Raw genomic sequence first — 18,358 nt, 5'->3', positions numbered from 1 at the left:
TTAATAGACATCTTCTATTATTTTAGCATATTGTGATTTTTTAGCAATATTTAACTCCCTTATCCAAGAGTTATTTCCTTTTCCAAAGACAAGGAATAAATAATTTTTTCCCTGACCCGCTTCCCTGTCATCTGTTCCAGAGCCCTTTGGTAATAATCCATCTGTGTCTGATACCGGTTAACCAGCACCTTCTCTTCTCCCGGCCTGATGAAATCCGTTTTATAATCCAACAGAACCAGACCATCTTCCTCTTCCATATAGGCATCTATGATGCCCTGGATGAGAATCCGTTCATCGGAATCCCCTGCATCCATATCCCGGGCAGGAATGCCCACTACAAACTGCTGCTCTTTTTTCAGACGTCCTTCCCTCTGGGCTGCAGCCAGCCGTGTTCCAAGGGGCGAGGTTAAAAAGGACAAAAGTACATGCTCCGATAACTGGGAAAGGCTTTCCTCATCCATCCGCCGGTCTTTCCGGAATCCCTCTAAGGCATTGCGAAGCGCCTCCCCTGTTGTCACCATTCCAAAATCCAGCAGCTCCAAAGCCCTGTGATATGCCGTACCCCGGAAGGCTCCTCCCGTCTTTTCCTTTTTCCCTTCTTCCCTTAGGAATGCAGGAATCGCAGGAAGAAAGCCGCTTTCCTCCTCATCGGTGAATTGCCCCTGTTTTTTTAACTCGGATACGGTCACCTTGGTATGGAGCCTGGTATCGGCCAGATAGGGATAGCGGTATTCAAAGGCAGCCTTTAGTTCCGCCCCAAACTCCTGGTCATAACTCCTTTCCGTATCAAGGGAAAGGAGTGCATCCTTTGTCAGCTTCTTTTCCGCCTGCCGTTCCATCTCTCCTCCTACAAGATCAGGTACAGACAATTCCTTTACGATCAGGCTCCCGGTATCCGCCCCTTCTTCCGAAAGGATCTGGGAGAGGGAATATTTTCCTGAAAGACTCATGAGCATCCAGTCCAGATAAGAATCTGCGGAACTGAGAATGGTAAAGGGAATCTGTCCTTCCACTCTCATGATCTCGGCAAACCGTTCCAGCTTTTTGTCCAGATACCGGTCAAGTCCGGTCATCACCAGCTTTTCCTTTGCCCTAGTCATGGCTACGTAAAGCACCCGCAGTTCTTCCCCCATGGCTCCCAGCTCCATTTTTCTCCGCAGGGCATGTTTTTTTAAGGTAGGTGCTTTTAACCGCCGTTCCAAATCCAGATAATCGGTTCCGATTCCCAGATCCGGGTCAATAAGGATCTTTCCGTAAGCGTCCTGCTTGTTGAACTTTTTCCCCATACCTGCCAGAAATACCACAGGGAATTCCAGTCCCTTGCTCTTATGGATGCTCATGACCCGGACCGTGTTATCCTCCCCGGCCAGGGAAGCTTCCCCAAAATCCGTATCGTATTTTTTCAGGTTCTCAATGTATCGGATGAAATGAAACAATCCGGTATAGCTGGTCTTTTCATAAGCCGAAGCCTTTTCCACCAGCATGGAAAGATTGGCTCTTCTCACCTCTCCTGCCGGCATGGCGGATATATAATCATAATATCCGGTCCCTTCGTAAAGATCAAAAAGCAGCTCATGGATGGATAGATAAGATGACTTTTCCCTATAAATGGAAAGCATGGAATTAAAATCTTCCAGCTTCTTAAAAAGCTCTGGGTATTCCGGATCCCCCCCGCCTTCATATTCCTTCCTGTAATGCTGCCATGCTCCATATAATCCCCTGTCCTGGCCTTTTTTAGCCGTCTTTTTCCAGACAGCCATTAAATGGGCCATTTCCTCATCCGTTACCCTGCCCATGGGGGACTTAAGCACTGCCGCCAAAGGAATGTCCTGCATGGGGTTATCAATGATATTCAGCATGGACAGAACGGTTTCCACTTCAGGGGCTGTAAAATACCCGGTTTTCCGCTCTGCATAGGCTGGAATTCCTTCATTCATCAGAACACTTACAAAGTCTTCCGCCCAGCCGCTTAAAGACCTGAGCAGGATCACCATATCCCCATATTCTGCCACCCGGTAACCGCCCTTTCCTTCCAGCCCCTTATCCCAGACCAAAAGACCTTTTACCGGGTCAGTCAGCTCTTTGATCTTCCAGGCAATGGTTTTTGCCTCCATTTCCCGGCTGGTGCATTCGGCTCCGTCATCATCAAGCTGCTTTATTAAATTCCCTGATCCATGAATCATCAAAAGCTCCGGCTTCTCTCCCAAACGACCATCGGCCTTGAGAAACTCTGCTCCCGGATGAAGGGCTGCGTCCTTGGTATACGGTATATCTCCCAGATTCCTTGTCATGATCTGGTAGAAAACCTCATTGATTCCCTTTAGGACCTCATCTCTGCTTCTGAAATTCTGGTGCAATTCTATTTTCTGGTATTTCCCTTCATCCACGGAATAAGAATCGTATTTCTCCAAAAACAGCTGAGGCCTGGCCAGGCGGAACTGGTAGATGCTCTGCTTCACATCTCCTACCATGAACACATTGGGAGTACCAAACCGTTCTCTGGAAATGCTGTTGATCAGAGCTTCCTGCACATCGTTGCTGTCCTGGTATTCATCCACCAGGATCTCCTCATACTGCCTGCTAAGCTCATCCGCCACCTGAGTGGTTACGGTTTTTCCTTCTTCCTTATCCAACAGTATTTCCAAAGCATAGTGTTCCAAATCATTAAAATCCACCAGGTTTTTCTCTCTCTTCTTGTCCCGGTACTTATCCCCATATTCTCCAGCCAGGGAAAGAAGGGTTGTTACCGCATCCCTGGAGCCTCTGATATCGGAAAGGACCTCTTTTGGAGATTCAAAGCAATAGAATTCAAGAAGTTTTCCCACCGCCTTTTTCACCCGGTCCCGGATTCCTGTTACAAATGCCTTTTTTTCCCCATCAATCTCCTTGCTCCTGATGGAGGCCAGGCGGTCAAAGCTGACGTTTTTTAGCTGTTCATTTAAGGCTTCGTAATTCTCCGCAAGATACAGGCGATCCAGCATCTGTAAGTCATGAGCCAGCATGGGCAGATAAGCTTCCGGTCCGTTTTCCTCTTCACACACCTCCATGGCCTTTTCCATCTGGATTTTTAATTCCCAAAGCTGCATTTTCACATCCTTCATAAGGAATTTCATCCATCCGGTATCCATAATATGCCCCATATCACAGGTTTCCAGTTCCTGCCGGCACCGGTCAAGCCACTCAGCCGGCCAGGGATTGCTCTGGGAAAAGGTATAAACCTGCATAATATAATCCTCGATCCCCTTATCAGACTTTCCCGTGGCATAGGTTTCCACAAACTTCTCAAATAAAGGGTCGGCTTTTTCATAATGCTCTTCCAGCATCTCTTTCATTACGTCTGCCCGCAAAAGGAGAAGCTCTCCCTCATCCCCTACCCGGAAAGCCGGATCAATGTCCAGCTTATTGTAATGGTCCCTGATCAGACCCAGGCAAAAACTGTCTATGGTAGTGATCTGGGCATAGGGGATCATGGCCGCCTGCATCTGCAAATGGGCGCTGTCCGGGTTCTCCACAAGTTTTTCATCCACGGCTTTCAGTACACGCTCCCGCATTTCATCGGCAGCCGCCTTGGTAAATGTCATGACCAGGAGCTGATCGATTCTTAAAGGAGATTCTCCCTCCGTGATCATGCGGATGATCCGTTCCACCAGAACGGCTGTCTTGCCGCTACCTGCTGCCGCAGACACTAAGAGATTTCTGTTTCTGCTTTCAATGACAGCTTTTTGCTCCTCTGTCCAGCAAATCCTCATGTTACTCTCCTTCCTCCTCTTCCCCTTCAATGACCGGCCATATCTCCTCGGATTTTAAAGGTTTAAATTTCCGGAAACCATATCCGGCTGTCTTTAAATCGAATCCGCAGACCGCATGGTAGGGGCAGTAATCACAGGCACTCCTGTTTCCCTGTTTATAGGGGTTAACATCAATGACACCGTCAAGGATTTCCCTTCCTTCTGACTTTAATTTCTCCCGCACATACTGCCTCAATGAAGAAAAACGCTTTCCTCCTGCAACCGATGACCTGGCTTCCTGTATGATCCCGTTTTTCATAGCCACCGGAATCACATCCGATTCCGTCCCGATTTCATGATCCAGGTGAGAGATGGCATTTAAATCGCTGTTGACCAGTCCGTTCATGCGAAGCTGCTTCTGTATTTTTCCGCTGACCTCCTCATCGGTCATCTCACCCTCCCGATCAATGACAGGATCGTTTATGTTATAATAGAAAATTCCGGCAGGAACTACCGGCTTGTCCTCTACTCTCCGTTCCTCCATCTCCAATGCCGCATCCATGTAGACCACCAGCTGAAGCTGAAGGCCGTAATACAGGGATGATAAGTCAAAGGACGTGCTTCCGGATTTGTAGTCGATGATCTTCACATAAACGGCCTCCTCATCCTCACATAAATCCAAACGGTCAATCCTGCCTCTTAAATGAATGGCTTCCTCTTTTGATAAGGGGATTCTCATGGCCTTTAGCTGGTCGGCAGCGGAAAAGGATACTTCAAATCCCACAGGAACAAAATCCCCCTTCTTCAGCTGCTCAGACAGTGCCCACACGGTCCGGTCTGTGATCCGTTCCACCTTGCCTGCCAGATATGCATTTCTTGCGGAGCTTTTTAAAATAGTATTGCCGTATTCTTCCGTTACCTTGGTTACGCATTCATGGACCAGGCTTTTCCTCTCTTCCTCTGTGAGGGTTTTAAAATCTCTTCCCTCCTCCTTCATGCGCTGAAACCATAAGCCAATGGCATCATGAAACAGGTTTCCAATATCCATGGCAGCCAGCTCATATTCCTGCCGCTCCATTAGTTCCAGCCCATAGCTTAAAAAATGGGCATATGCGCAGGAGGCATACTGCTCCATTCTTGTGACGCTTCCGCTAATGACAGAGCCATAAAGGGCTTTTGCCGCTAATTTTCCGATTCCTTTCTCCTCATAGGCATGGAATGCGGCCTCAGTCAATCTTTTTCCTTCCTCCCTGTGCTCCCCAGACTTGAGAAAGGCCCTTAATAGCTCCAGAAATCTTCGTTCTTCCCCACGTTTCCCGTAATCCCGCAGCCCATCCGCCAGACGGTCCTTTGCCTCCCTCATAGTCAGAGGGACAGAAAGCCTGGATGGGGAAGCTTCTGAAAGGCCGGGAAACAGTTTTTTCAGTTCTCCGATCAGAGTGGAGGGGCGCAGGCTTTTCCCGCTGCCATTCATAGCCGCATAGGATAGGACCAGTCTTTTCTCAGGCTTTGTTAAGGCAAGGTATAGGTAAAACCTCTGCCGGAACCCTTCTTCCCTGGCAGTTGGAGCCAGCTCCATCTGGTGATCACCCAGAAATTCCCGCTCCCGGTCCGTAAACAGGCTGCTTTTTTCCTTTTTCACCGGCACGATCCCATCATTGACTCCCACGAAAAACAACACCTTAATGTGATCCAGTCTTGTTCTGGTAATATCTCCCACCACTACCCGGTCCAGGGTAGCCGGAATCAGCCCCACCTGGATCTCGGAAAATCCTGCATCCAGGATTTCCCCATACTCCCTGCGGCTTACATGCTCTTCCCCCAGAAGCCCTGCCAGACGGTCAAATAAATCCATGACCAGTCCGTAAACCTGACTGTATTCCATGGCAAGGGTGAATTCGCCCATTGCCCTGAATTTTTCCTCGTAAGCCAGCATCTTTTCCTGGATCCCTGTCTCCATAAGAAGGGCTGTCACCGCCCGGGTCATAGAGGCAACGGTGGAATCCGTTTCCCCAAAGGCTGCTTTTAATCGCCTTAAAGGAGCCATGATCTCCTCCCGGTATCTGTTTAACTCTTCCAGATTAAGTTCCTTCCCTCCCCGGTACCAGCCTTCCCACTGGGAATCCCACTTTTTAAACCCCCGAATGCCCATGGCAATCACGTAATTTTCCAGGCGGTCGGCTTTCTCCTCATCCTCTTTAGCCGTAATGAGACCGGTTCGTAAGTAACGAAAAACAGATTCATATGTAAAATCCTTCTGAATGATTTCCATGGCCGCCCGGATCAGCTCTACCATGGAATTTTTTAATATGCTTTTTTTATCATCCAGGAAATAAGGTATCCCATTTAGCTGGAACTGATGAATGATTTCATTGGAATAGCCTCCAATATCTCCGGTAATGACAGCCATATCCCGGTAACGAAGCCCCTGATACCTGATCTCTTCTTCGATGGAACGGATTACAAAGGCAACCTCATCCATGGGGTTTATGGCCTTTATAAGGCGTATGGAGCCTGGGGCGTCCTGGCAGGAGATTCCTTTGTAGCGGTATAAATTTTGTTCCAGAAAGTCCAGGGCATTTTCCCCATAAGTCCCTTCCCGGCTTTCCGTGACCGCCGCTCCCAGGAAACGGACGGCCGGATGATTCTTTAAAAGAATATCCTTCTCCTTTCCTGTTCCCGTTTCTTTTGCCAGCTCATTTAATTTCCAAATCATCTGCCGGCTCATGTGAAACAGCTCCTGGACTCCGGTTTTTCTGTTCAGGTTCTCAGAAGGATCTATGGTTACAGTGACAATGACCCGTTTGCTGTAGTTAAGAAGCAGCTTAAGGATCCGGTACTGGACAGGAGTGAAGCCGGTATAGCCGTCAAGGGTGATCACGCTGTTCTTAATCAGCTCCGACCGGGGCAGGACTCTGCACAGCACATCCAAAATCTCCTCCGTGGTAATATATTTATCCCTGATATAATCCTTAAACCCCTGATAAATAACAGATATATCAGATAATTTTTGCCGAAGCATGGGACTTACGTTATCCGGTATTCCCTGGTTTAGCATCTCCGGCGTTATGCCGTACTGGTATAGCTCCGACAGCATGGACTTTAACTGAGAAATAAAACCGGATTTGGATAAGTGTTCTTTATAAAGGACCAGATCCTTTTTTTTATTGGATGCCACTTTACGCAGTACCATGGATTTTCCCATATCATCAAGTACCTGGGGATTTGAGATGGCAAGCTCCTCAAATACCCGATAGGCAAATCGCTGAAAGCTTACGATATCAATATTCATAACCCCATGGTTTGGATGGAGAGAAACGATCTCCTTCTGGGTCTGCATGGTAAATTGCTCCGGTACTATGGCAATATACCGGGTATCCGGCTGCTCTATGGACTGGCGGATCAAATCCGTATAAAGCCGGAAGGTCTTGCCGGAGCCGGAGCCGCCTAATATCAGTTGAAGGGACATAGCCTTATCATCTCCTTTTTTCGCTTTCTTTGCCTGCATGTTTGTCTATCATCTTAACACAGATTTCCTCTGCCAACAATGAAATCTTAGGCATGAAACCCCTCAATCCGTTCATACATTATAACAAAACTGTACGGAGGGCTTTTTTTATGAGCTCCAAAACAAAAATAGTTGTTTTACGAATGAAGGAAATCATCTACACCGCAATCTTCGTCGGTCTTGGAATCCTACTCATTACTTTGTTTTTAGTTATGTTCCGTCCGAAGAAGGATATTCTCCCAACTTCCGGTGATCCTGTGCGCTATGTTCCTGGAGTGTATTCTTCCGTCATCACTCTGAACAGCCAGGATATCAACGTAGAGGTTTCGGTAGACTCCAAAAAAATCACTTCCGTTACCCTGGTTCCCTTAAGCGAAGCCGTTACCACCATGTATCCTTTGATGCAGCCGGCAATGGATAACCTGTCCCAGCAGATTATTAAAAACCAGTCTACAAAGAATATCTCCTATTCAACGGAAACCCGCTATACGTCGGGCGTGCTTCTAAAGGCTGTGGACCAGGCCATAACAAAGGCACAGATAACCGAATAAGGACGGGGATTGTATTTTTCCATTTGAGACAGTATAATGGAAGAAAAGACTACATAATTACTTGAATGAGGAAACACCCTACGGGTATCCCTCTATGCCCGGAAAGCATGGGCAGAAAAGAGGAAACGGATATGAACCAGAATGCGGTTACTACAGAAACACTTAAGCAAAATCAGATTACAGAGGGAGTGATTTGGAAACAGCTTCTTCTGTTTTTCTTTCCCATTTTATTTGGGACTTTTTTCCAGCAGCTTTATAATACCGCCGATGCTGTCATTGTAGGCCGGTTTGTGGGAAAGGAAGCGCTGGCAGCCGTGGGAGGCCCTACGGGACCCCTGATCAATTTACTGATCGGTTTCTTCATAGGGCTTTCTTCCGGCGCCGGGGTCATTATTTCCCAGTTTTACGGAGCCAGGCAGGAAGGACAAGTCAGCCGGGCGGTCCATACCGCAATGGCTTTTTCTATCCTATGCGGCGCCATCCTGATGGGAGTCGGCATCCTGGCAGCTCCCTATGCCTTACTGGCTATGGGAACTCCTGATGATATCTTACAATATGCGGTCCTGTATATGAGGATCTATTTTGCGGGAGTGATCCCGAATCTTGTTTACAATATGGGCGCAGGGATTCTAAGGGCTATCGGAGATTCCAAAAAGCCTCTGTACTTCCTGATTGCAAGCTGTTTTACCAATGTGGTCCTGGATATTCTATTTGTGGTCTACGGGCATATGGGCGTCATGGGAGCGGCTCTCGCCACCATCATTTCCCAGATGGTCAGTGCAGTTCTTGTGATCCTGGTTTTAATTCGGACAAGGGAGTCTTACCATCTGGTGCCTAAGGACATCAGGATTGACCGGGACATGCTGCAGCGCATCATAAGGATCGGATTTCCTGCAGGGCTGCAATCAGTTATGTACTCATCATCCAACATCATCATCCAGTCCAGCGTCAATGCACTGGGAACAGACACCATCGCCGCATGGACAGCCTATGGAAAGATAGACAGCGTGTTCTGGATGATCATCAGTGCCTTCGGCATTTCCATCACCACCTTTGTAGGGCAGAACTACGGTGCCGGAAAAAAGGACCGAATCTACAAGGGGATCCGGGTCTGCATGATCATGAGCTTTGCTTCCGCTGCTGTGCTCAGCGTTCTTCTCTATACCTTTGGGAATTATGTTTACCTGCTGTTCACCACCGATGAGGCGGTCATTCAAAAGGGGACGCAAATACTCCGTTACCTTGCTCCCACCTTTTTTACCTATGTCTGCATAGAGATTTATTCCGGTTCTCTTCGCGGAGCAGGAGATTGCTGGATTCCCATGATACTTACCAGCCTTGGCGTCTGTGCCCTCCGTGTGGTCTGGATCTGCGTGGCAGTTCCCTTACGTCCCACCATGGAAACCATAATATTCAGCTATCCCCTGACCTGGGCTACCACTTCTCTGCTGTTCATTGTATATTTTAACTGGTTCGGTAAACTGAGAAGAAAACAGTTTCCAGCACGAATCAAGAAAAAAATATCATAAATTTAATCATGCGGGACTTTTACTGCAGCTACCTCTTTCCGCAGTAAAGTCCCGCTGTTATTTTAAAAAACAGGCTTATTCCATAGGCGCCCTGTAAAAAGTCCCGAAAAACTGCTGGGTTTTAAATGCATTTACGATTACGTGCTCATCCACCTCATGAAACAGGGTGATAATATCCGCCACCTCATAGGAAGACACCACCGTATGAAGCAGGTACATTTTCTTTTTGCTGTAGCCTCCCACCGCATCTACGCAGGAAATACCGTGCCGGAAGGCTTCAACGTATTTATTGGCAAGCTTTGGTCCCTGGACGGTGGTGATCTGAAGGGTGACTCTGTCATACCTGTGATGAAAGGTGGAGATGACCTTCGTCCCTACAAACTGAAACAGAATGGAATATCCTGCATAATCCCATCCAAAGATCATTCCGAAAATAGAAAGCAGCAGTACATTTCCTATGAAAACCTGGGACCAGATGGAATTGCCCGTCTTGTTGGACACATACAGGGCGATAAAATCCGTTCCCCCGCTGGAAGCGTTGCCCCGAAGTGCCAGTACAATTCCAAATCCATAAAGGACTCCGCCGTAAATAACATTTAAAAGTCTGTCCTCGAATATAGGCGAAAAATTGAATATCCTTAAAAATGCACTGGCCAGAAATACCTGCATTAAGGAAAAAAAGGTAAACCGTTTGCTGATATTCCTGCTGCAGGCCCATGCAACGGGAATGTTTAAGGCAATCATACCCAGGGAGGTGGAAATATTAAATCCATATAAGGAAGTTACCCGGTCCACCAAAATTGCAATTCCTGTAAACCCTCCGGACAGAAGCCCCGCCGGTTTGATAAATGCCTGGATCACAAAGGTTTGTAAAAGTGCGGAGAACACAACTGCCAGGGTTGTCATTACATTTCTGACCCTCTTATCTCTCCTCAGTTTTTTCCACATAAAACTCCTCCTCATCATATCCATATTTTCGCCTGTTTTATCAGAGCAGAAAGGCACTCTGGAAGGGATTTTCCTATTCCCGCCTGTTTTCTCTGAACACAAAGGGTTCCTGAAAGGGATTTCTTGATATTATATGTAAATCTATCCCTTGTATCAATATTTTGAAATTAATAGAGGATTGCCCTTCCCCCACAGAAGGCAATCCCCCGTCACGATCTGAAACCGTCACATTATTCTGTTTCTGCTACTTGGCATCCCCATACCAAAATCACGCACACAAGGAACTCCTTTGTGCTTCTCACATGGACGATAATACCATTGATTGCGTAAAAAGTCAATATTTTTAGTACATTTTGCTAAAAATCTTTTTATATAAAAGGAATATTATCATATTTTTTTCATACAAGGACGTGACAAAAGTCTTTGTAATACGTACAGAATTTATAAAACATAATTTCATGAAATATGTGCATACTTTTCTTATTAGCGCCGGTATTGCAGTCATATCAATACGCCGGCCAACAAGTTTCTTATGACTGTCCGGCACTTTAAGGGTAAGGATATATCTGCAAGATATATCTTTCCTGTCTGATTTACGCTATTTTATTTGCAAGGAGATAAACACCATGGAATTTTCCAACAGCCTTTCCGATAATATGTATCATTTAAACACAAAGCTGGATGTAGACGGAAACTTTGATATCGTCTACCGGACCTTTTATATTGGGGAACGGGAGGCCTGCCTATACTTCATTGAAGGATTTACTCAGAGTGATTTATGGCAGAAGATCCTGGATAGCTTTTCATCCATAAAGGCAGATGATATCCCGCAGGATGCCCATGAATTTTCCAAAAGGTATCTTCCATATGGTCAGGTGGGACTGGTAAAAGACGACGAGACCATGGTCAAGCAGCTTTTAACCGGAATATCCTGTCTGTTTATTAACGGTTATAACAAATGTCTGACCGTGGACTGCCGGAGCTATCCCTCCCGGGGGGTTTCAGAACCGGAGAAGGATAAGGTTCTCAGAGGATCAAGGGATGGATTTGTAGAAACCCTGGTATTTAATACTGCCCTCATCCGCCGCAGGATCCGTGATCCAAAGCTTACCATTGAAGTCATGAATGCCGGAGAAAGCTCTCATACGGATATAGCCATCTGCTATTTTAAGGGGCGGTATGATGAAAAGCTTCTCACCATGATCAAGGATCGGATCAGCAGCCTTAAGGTAGATGCCCTGACCATGAACCAGGAAAGCCTTGCGGAGTGTATATATCCCCATAAATGGTTCAATCCTTTCCCAAAATTCAAATATTCCGAAAGGCCTGATACTACCGCTGCTTCCCTGCTGGAGGGGAACATTGTCATCCTGGTGGACAATTCTCCCTCTGCCATGATTTTGCCGTCCTCTGTCTTTGACATCATTGAAGAAGCCGATGATTATTATTTTCCGCCTGTTACAGGGACCTATCTGCGGCTGTCCAGACTGGTCATTTCTATTCTGACCTTATATTTGACGCCAATGTGGCTGTTTTTTATGCAAAATCCAGAATTGATCCCTTCCTGGCTCCAATTCATCCGCCTGTCGGAGGAACCTCAGGTTCCCCTTCTTTTCCAGCTTTTGATCCTGGAATTCGCCATTGACGGACTAAGGCTAGCAGCAGTCAACACGCCAAGCATGCTGACCACACCTCTCAGTGTGATCGCCGGTATTGTACTGGGTGAATACTCCGTAAAATCCGGTTGGTTTAACAGTGAAACCATGCTTTACATGGCCTTTGTGACCATAGCAAACTATTCCCAGTCCAGCTTTGAACTGGGCTATGCCTTTAAATTCATGCGAATGATCATGCTGATCACTACCGCATTATTTAACTTCTGGGGATTTGTGGGAGGAGTGGCCCTATCTCTGTTGGCTATTGTATTCAATAAAACCATTGCAGGAAAAAGCTATATTTATCCTTTAATTCCATTCCACATTACAGAGCTGAAAAAGAGGTTTTTCCGGGGACGGCTTCCTCACAGGAAAAAATAGCAGGACACTTGATTTCTTTCCTTCCCTATAATAAAATAAAGGGCAAGGAGGATGCTATGAAAGTCGTTATTATTGACGGGCAGGGCGGCAAAATGGGGCAGTCCGTCATTGCCCAGCTGAAAAAATCCCTTCCCAAGCTGCCGGTCGTTGCCATTGGAACCAATTCCATCGCTACTTCCGCCATGCTAAAGGCCGGAGCCGACGCAGGCGCAACCGGGGAAAATCCTGTTATCGTTGCTAGCAGAGATGCGGATCTCATCATCGGGCCTATTGGAATCGTCATCGCTGACTCCCTCTTAGGTGAGATTACCCCAGCCATGGCAGAGGCGATCGGCAGAAGCCGTGCCTATAAAATCCTTATACCGGTGAACAGGTGCAATCATTATGTGGTGGGTTGTGAAGATCTGACGTTAACAGAATCCATTGCCCAGGTAATCAAACAGGTGGAGAATCTATTATGATCTCCACCTGTTATGATGTCTGTTATGTTTTCTGTTATGTTGTCTATTCGTCTATGCTGTAGTTTGGCGCTTCCTTTGTGATATGAATGTCATGAGGATGGCTTTCCTTCAGAGAGGCTGCAGTAATTTTAATGAACCTTCCGGTCTCCTGAAGGGTCCTGATGTCTTTTGCTCCGCAGTATCCCATACCGGACCGTAAACCTCCAAGCATCTGGAATACCGTATCCTCTACCATACCCTTATAAGCTACCCGGCCTTCTACGCCTTCCGGTACCAGCTTCTTTGCATCACTTTGGAAGTAGCGGTCCTTACTGCCGTTTTCCATAGCAGCGATGGAACCCATTCCTCTGTATACCTTATATTTTCTACCCTGATACAATTCAAAGGTTCCCGGGCTTTCGTCACATCCGGCAAACATGCTTCCCATCATACATACGCTTCCACCGGCAGCAATGGCCTTAGTCAAATCTCCGGAATACTTGATACCACCATCAGCAATGATGGGAACTCCGTATTCCTTAGCCACTGCATAGCAGTCCATGACAGCCGTGATCTGGGGTACACCGATGCCTGCCACCACACGGGTGGTGCAGATGGAACCTGGCCCGATTCCTACCTTTACCGCATCGGCGCCGGCCTCAATCAATGCCCTTGTAGACTCTCCGGTTGCCACGTTTCCAGCAATGACTGAAAGTTCCGGATACGCCTCTTTGATCATTCTCACACACCGGAGAACGTTTTCGGAATGGCCGTGAGCGGAGTCTAAAACCACCACATCCACTTTTGCCTTTACCAGTGCGCCCACACGGTCCAGCACATTGGCGGTGATCCCTACGGCTGCTCCGCAAAGAAGCCTTCCCTGACCATCCTTTGCAGACAGAGGGTATTTGATCTGCTTTTCAATATCCTTAATGGTAATAAGGCCCTTTAAATTAAAATCATCATCAACAATGGGAAGCTTTTCCACCCTTGCCTTTGCCAGGATCTTCTTAGCCTCCATAAGAGTAATGCCCTCCCTGGCTGTCACCAGGTTTTCAGAAGTCATGCACTCCTTGATTTTCCGGCTGAAATCCTCTTCGAATTTTAAATCCCGGTTGGTAATGATGCCCACCAGTTTTTTTCCTTCTGTAACCGGCACTCCGGATATGCGGAACTTACCCATAAGCTCATCCGCATCTTTTAATGTATGTTCCGGGGAAAGATAGAATGGATCCGTTATGACGCCGTTTTCTGACCTCTTTACCTTATCAACCTCTTCTGCCTGCTCCTCGATGGACATATTCTTATGGATGATACCGATTCCTCCCTGTCTTGCCATGGCAATGGCCATGCGGTGCTCGGTAACGGTATCCATGCCGGCACTCATAAGCGGAATATTGAGCTTGATGGTTTTTGTAAGGTTCGTCGATAAATCAACCTGATTAGGTATGACTTCTGAATAAGCTGGGACTAACAGCACATCATCAAAAGTTATGCCTTCGCCAATAATTGTACCCATTAATTTTTCCTCTCCTTCTTTATATTTTTATTAATGACACTAATAAGCCTTTTGACTTGTTAGTTACATAGTTTAGCAAATTTTACCTAGGTTGTCAACGGACATTTTCCGGTTTCTTTCCGTCCTCCGTGGACATTCTGTATTTGTCAAAGGTGCAGGTCAAAATTGGTCCGGCTTTTTGCTCACGCAAAAAGGAACCGGACGGTATGATACAAAACCGACTGGTTCCTTTTTCTTTTATACTGCTTTTACCACTTTACGGGGCGCTGTCATCCTCATACACTGAAGCAGCTTATCGTTAGGCTCAAATATGATCTTGGTCGTTTCCGCACCGGACTGGCTGATTAATGTATACGTCCTTGCCCCCGGTACGTGAGAAGAAAAATCCAGCACCTTCATATTCTTTGTTTCATGATCCCTGGCTTCGGTAGAGCCTGTGGGTGCTACAATCTGTATCCCTTCCATGGAACCTTCCCAGGCTTTCTTTCTCTTGCTTCTGCCGTAGATCCGGTCAATGGTAAGAGTGCTGGTCACATAGAGATATTCAAATTCCACTTCGCTGTTACGGTATACAAAGTATGTAGCTGCTACAGCGGCAAGCAGGATGAGCACTCCAAAGATTCCGAATACCGGAGACATGGAGAGGAAAAATGCAATTACGCACAGGATTCCCATCGCAATTTTTATCAACATGGTGTAGGCCGGAGATTTTCGCTTCACAAGCCATTCTGCATACATTTCATTCATAACGATCTGGATCCTTTCCTCTTTCCTGCCCGGCCTGTCAGGGGGAGCCTAACCCTTGTTTGAGTGCAAGGGAAGACCCGCAGGCTTTCGATGAGATATGTTGGTCTATTGGAAGACCGCAGTGCAGCGGGGAAAGCCTGCGGCTTTCCCCGCTCACGGGCATTCGCCCTCTGAAACAGAATATGGAAAATTTTTCTTATGTGCAAAGCACAACATAAAATTTTTCATATTCCGTTTCCCACTGCTCATGGCTTTCGTGAATATTACATCATATCCATTCCGCCTGGAGCTGGCATTGCAGGTGCTTTTTCTTTAATATTAGCAACAACGGACTCTGTTGTCAATAAGGTTGATGCAACACTGGTAGCATTTTGAAGGGCGCTTCTGGTAACCTTAGTCGGATCCAGGATGCCTGCTTCTACCATATCTACGTATTCTTCTTTGTATGCGTCAAAACCGGTTCCTACTTTAGATTCCTTTACCTTATTGATAATGACGCTTCCTTCCAGACCTGCGTTGGCTACAATGTGGTATAACGGAGCTTCAAGAGCCTTTAAGATGATCTTTCCTCCGGTCTTTTCATCGCCTTCCAGACCCTTTACAACGTCTTCAATCTGTGTAATTGCATGAACGTAAGCAGAACCGCCGCCTGCGATGACACCTTCCTCTACGGCTGCTCTTGCTGCCGATAAAGCATCTTCCATACGAAGCTTTGCTTCCTTCATTTCGGTTTCTGTTGCAGCACCTACCCGGATTACTGCTACGCCGCCGGATAACTTTGCAAGTCTTTCCTGTAATTTCTCTCTGTCAAAGTCAGAAGTGGTCTCTTCGATCTGTCCCTTGATCTGGCCGATTCTTGCTGTGATTGCTTCCTTATCGCCGCATCCGTCTACAATTACGGTGTTTTCCTTCTGAACCTTTACGGATTTTGCACGTCCTAACAGGTCAAGGGTGGCATTCTTAAGCTCGTATCCCAATTCATCGGAAATCACGGTACCGCCTGTTAAAACAGCGATATCCTGTAACATTTCTTTTCTTCTGTCGCCATAGCCAGGAGCCTTTACTGCGATGACATTGAAGGTACCTCTTAATTTATTAACGATTAAGGTTGTTAAAGCCTCGCCTTCCACATCTTCTGCGATGATGAGAAGTCTTGCGCCGGACTGAACCACCTGCTCTAATAAAGGAAGGATCTCCTGGATGTTTGAAATCTTCTTATCTGTAATCAGAATGTATGGATCGTCTAAATTAGCTTCCATCTTTTCCATGTCGGTACACATGTATGCGGAAATATAACCTCTGTCAAACTGCATACCTTCCACCAGATCCAGTTCTGTCTTCATGGTCTTGGATTCCTCAATGGTAATAACGCCGTTGTTGGAAACCTTCTCCATAGCGTCAGCTACCATCTCGCCTACCGCATCATCGGAAGCGGAAATAGCTGCAACTCTGGCGATGGAAGCCTTGCCCTTAATCGGTTCGCTCATCTTTGCAATTGCTTCTACCGCTGCTTCGGTGGCTTTTTTCATACCCTTTCTTAAAACAATGGGGTTTGCTCCAGCTGCCAGGTTCTTCATTCCTTCATTGATCATAGCCTGAGCCAATACAGTTGCAGTGGTGGTACCGTCGCCGGCCACATCATTGGTCTTTGTAGCAACCTCTTTTACAAGCTGAGCGCCCATGTTTTCAAAGGCATCCTCCAGCTCGATCTCTTTTGCAATGGTAACACCGTCGTTCGTGATCAAAGGTGCGCCAAAGGATTTATCCAGAACAACGTTTCTGCCCTTGGGGCCTAATGTTACACGAACGGTATCTGCTAACTGATTAACTCCGGACTCCAGTGCTTTTCTGGCATCAACGCCATATTTAATCTGTTTTGCCATAATTCATTCCTCCAGTTTTCTACATAAAATGAAAATACGTATGATCTACAATCTGAACTTTTGACTTTGGTATTGCTTTCTTAATTACTCGATTACTGCTAAAATATCATTCTGTTTTACGATCACATATTTCTGATCGTCTTCTCCGGTTTCTATTTCTGTTCCTGAATATTTGGAGAAGATTACTTTATCGCCCACTTTAACCTGCATGGTGACTTCCTTGCCGTCTACCAGACCGCCAGGTCCTACTGCAATAACTTCCGCCTGCTGCGGTTTTTCTTTTGCCTGACCCGGCAGAACAATACCGGACTTTGTTGTCTCCTCTGCAACCAATGGTTTTAACACAACTTTGTCAAATAATGGTACTAATTTCATTGCAATTCCTCCTCATAGCTTTTTGCTTATTATTTCTTTCTTTTGGCCTTCCGAAAGAAGTTTTATTTTATTCACATACTAAGTTATATCACTCATTATTAGCACTGTCAATAGTTGAGTGCTAACTTTATATATTTTTTACATTTTTTCCATATTTGCGTGATTTTTTCCTTTACCTACATAGTTTATAGAAATTTTCTTATTATATACCTTTATTTTTTTCTATGAACGTATTACAATAACAGAGAATGAAGTGCCTTACAGGCATACCATTATGCCCAAATGCACAGGCCGGAAAAAAAGTGCCGTGCAGGTATAACGTTATGTCCAAAAATTATGGGCAATAATAAAAATGTTTGAAAGCATAACGTTGTGTCCAGAATCCCTGGGCGGTAATAAGGAAAGGAGTGTTTCAAATGGCAAAAAAGGGTAATGGGTTTGGGAAATTCGTGGCACTGGCCACTATCGCCGGCGTTGTAGCTGCTGGGATCTCTTATTTTACGAAATACAAATCCTTCCACAAAGAACTGGAAGAAAATTTCCACGATTTTGAAGATGAGGGGAATGACGACATTTCCAAGATTGACAGCACAATGAACCGCAACTATGTTTCCTTACATGCCAATAAGGATGAATTTAAGATCGCTGCTTCTGATATGGCAGACGCTGCCAAGGATGCGGTAAGTGCGGCGAGAAACCTGGTAAAGGATGCGGCAAGCATTGTCTCAGATACGGCAAAGGAAGCGGCTTCTGCCGTTGCATATACCGCAAAGGACATGTTTGAATCCGCAAAAGATCAGGCAGATACGTATTTAGATGATGAAGAGGATCGTTCTGACGGCGGTTTGGATTACGCTGCCGGAGCTGCAGACCGTCTGGCAGAAAAAGCGGATGAAACGGCAGAATCTTTCAAAGAAACAGCGGAAACAGCGGTCGAGGCGGCAAAGGATGCGGCAAAGAATGGACTTGAGACAGCAAAGGATGCGGTACAGTCTGCCGGAGAGGCCATAAAGGATCTGGCTGATGAAACCACGACCATTGTGGAAGAGGAAATGGATTAAAATATCATATCGCTGAGAGTGGGAAAAGCCACT

At 46.2% G+C, this 18,358-nt stretch carries 12 protein-coding genes; 5 read left to right on the top strand and 7 right to left on the bottom strand.

What is annotated here, in order from left to right:
* Positions 1-59: 59 nt before the first annotated feature.
* Both addA and addB read right to left on the bottom strand, forming a co-directional pair.
* Positions 60-3,749: a helicase-exonuclease AddAB subunit AddA gene (gene addA / locus CLOSA_RS05235; protein WP_013271728.1), complete on the bottom strand. Its 3,690-nt coding sequence runs from the start codon at positions 3,747-3,749 to the stop codon at positions 60-62.
* 1 nt (position 3,750) lies between these two features.
* Complete coding sequence (addB, locus tag CLOSA_RS05230; protein WP_013271727.1) at positions 3,751-7,197, bottom strand: helicase-exonuclease AddAB subunit AddB; 3,447 nt, start codon at positions 7,195-7,197, stop codon at positions 3,751-3,753.
* Positions 7,198-7,346: 149 nt separating this feature from the next.
* Between addB and CLOSA_RS05225 the strand changes: the two genes are divergently transcribed.
* Together CLOSA_RS05225 and CLOSA_RS05220 are read left to right on the top strand one after the other, a co-directional pair.
* A complete protein-coding gene (locus CLOSA_RS05225) occupies positions 7,347-7,787 on the top strand; it encodes an FMN-binding protein (protein WP_013271726.1) in 441 nt (146 codons plus the stop codon).
* A 131-nt stretch (positions 7,788-7,918) separates the two neighbouring features.
* Positions 7,919-9,316, top strand: a complete 1,398-nt coding sequence (locus tag CLOSA_RS05220) for an MATE family efflux transporter (protein WP_013271725.1) — start codon at positions 7,919-7,921, stop codon at positions 9,314-9,316.
* Between the two features lie 75 nt (positions 9,317-9,391).
* Here the strand turns inward: CLOSA_RS05220 and CLOSA_RS05215 are convergent, their stop codons facing one another.
* Positions 9,392-10,264, bottom strand: coding sequence for a YitT family protein (locus CLOSA_RS05215; protein ID WP_013271724.1), 873 nt, complete (start codon positions 10,262-10,264; stop codon positions 9,392-9,394).
* 626 nt (positions 10,265-10,890) lie between these two features.
* Between CLOSA_RS05215 and CLOSA_RS05210 the strand changes: the two genes are divergently transcribed.
* On the top strand, positions 10,891-12,300 hold the full coding sequence (locus CLOSA_RS05210) for a spore germination protein (RefSeq protein WP_013271723.1): 1,410 nt from the start codon (positions 10,891-10,893) through the stop codon (positions 12,298-12,300).
* A 56-nt stretch (positions 12,301-12,356) separates the two neighbouring features.
* Positions 12,357-12,761, top strand: coding sequence for a DUF3842 family protein (locus CLOSA_RS05205; RefSeq protein ID WP_013271722.1), 405 nt, complete (start codon positions 12,357-12,359; stop codon positions 12,759-12,761).
* 43 nt (positions 12,762-12,804) lie between these two features.
* Here CLOSA_RS05205 and guaB read toward each other — a convergent pair whose 3' ends face one another.
* The 4 genes from guaB to CLOSA_RS05185 form a co-directional block, all read right to left on the bottom strand.
* The gene (guaB, locus tag CLOSA_RS05200; protein ID WP_013271721.1) at positions 12,805-14,259 is read right to left on the bottom strand and encodes an IMP dehydrogenase; all 1,455 of its coding nucleotides are present in this window, start codon (positions 14,257-14,259) and stop codon (positions 12,805-12,807) included.
* A 237-nt stretch (positions 14,260-14,496) separates the two neighbouring features.
* A complete protein-coding gene (locus CLOSA_RS05195; protein WP_013271720.1) occupies positions 14,497-15,006 on the bottom strand; it encodes a DUF6106 family protein in 510 nt (169 codons plus the stop codon).
* Positions 15,007-15,269: 263 nt separating this feature from the next.
* Positions 15,270-16,889: a chaperonin GroEL gene (gene groL, locus CLOSA_RS05190; protein WP_013271719.1), complete on the bottom strand. Its 1,620-nt coding sequence runs from the start codon at positions 16,887-16,889 to the stop codon at positions 15,270-15,272.
* Between the two features lie 84 nt (positions 16,890-16,973).
* The gene (locus CLOSA_RS05185) at positions 16,974-17,264 is read right to left on the bottom strand and encodes a co-chaperone GroES (RefSeq protein WP_013271718.1); all 291 of its coding nucleotides are present in this window, start codon (positions 17,262-17,264) and stop codon (positions 16,974-16,976) included.
* Between the two features lie 416 nt (positions 17,265-17,680).
* Here CLOSA_RS05185 and CLOSA_RS05180 point away from each other — a divergent pair, with 416 nt between their 5' ends.
* Positions 17,681-18,325: a hypothetical protein gene (locus CLOSA_RS05180; protein ID WP_013271717.1), complete on the top strand. Its 645-nt coding sequence runs from the start codon at positions 17,681-17,683 to the stop codon at positions 18,323-18,325.
* Positions 18,326-18,358: the final 33 nt, after the last annotated feature.

The organism is [Clostridium] saccharolyticum WM1, from assembly GCF_000144625.1.
Taxonomy (GTDB): domain Bacteria; phylum Bacillota; class Clostridia; order Lachnospirales; family Lachnospiraceae; genus Lacrimispora; species Lacrimispora saccharolytica.
This window is presented reverse-complemented; position numbering and strand designations above follow the sequence as displayed.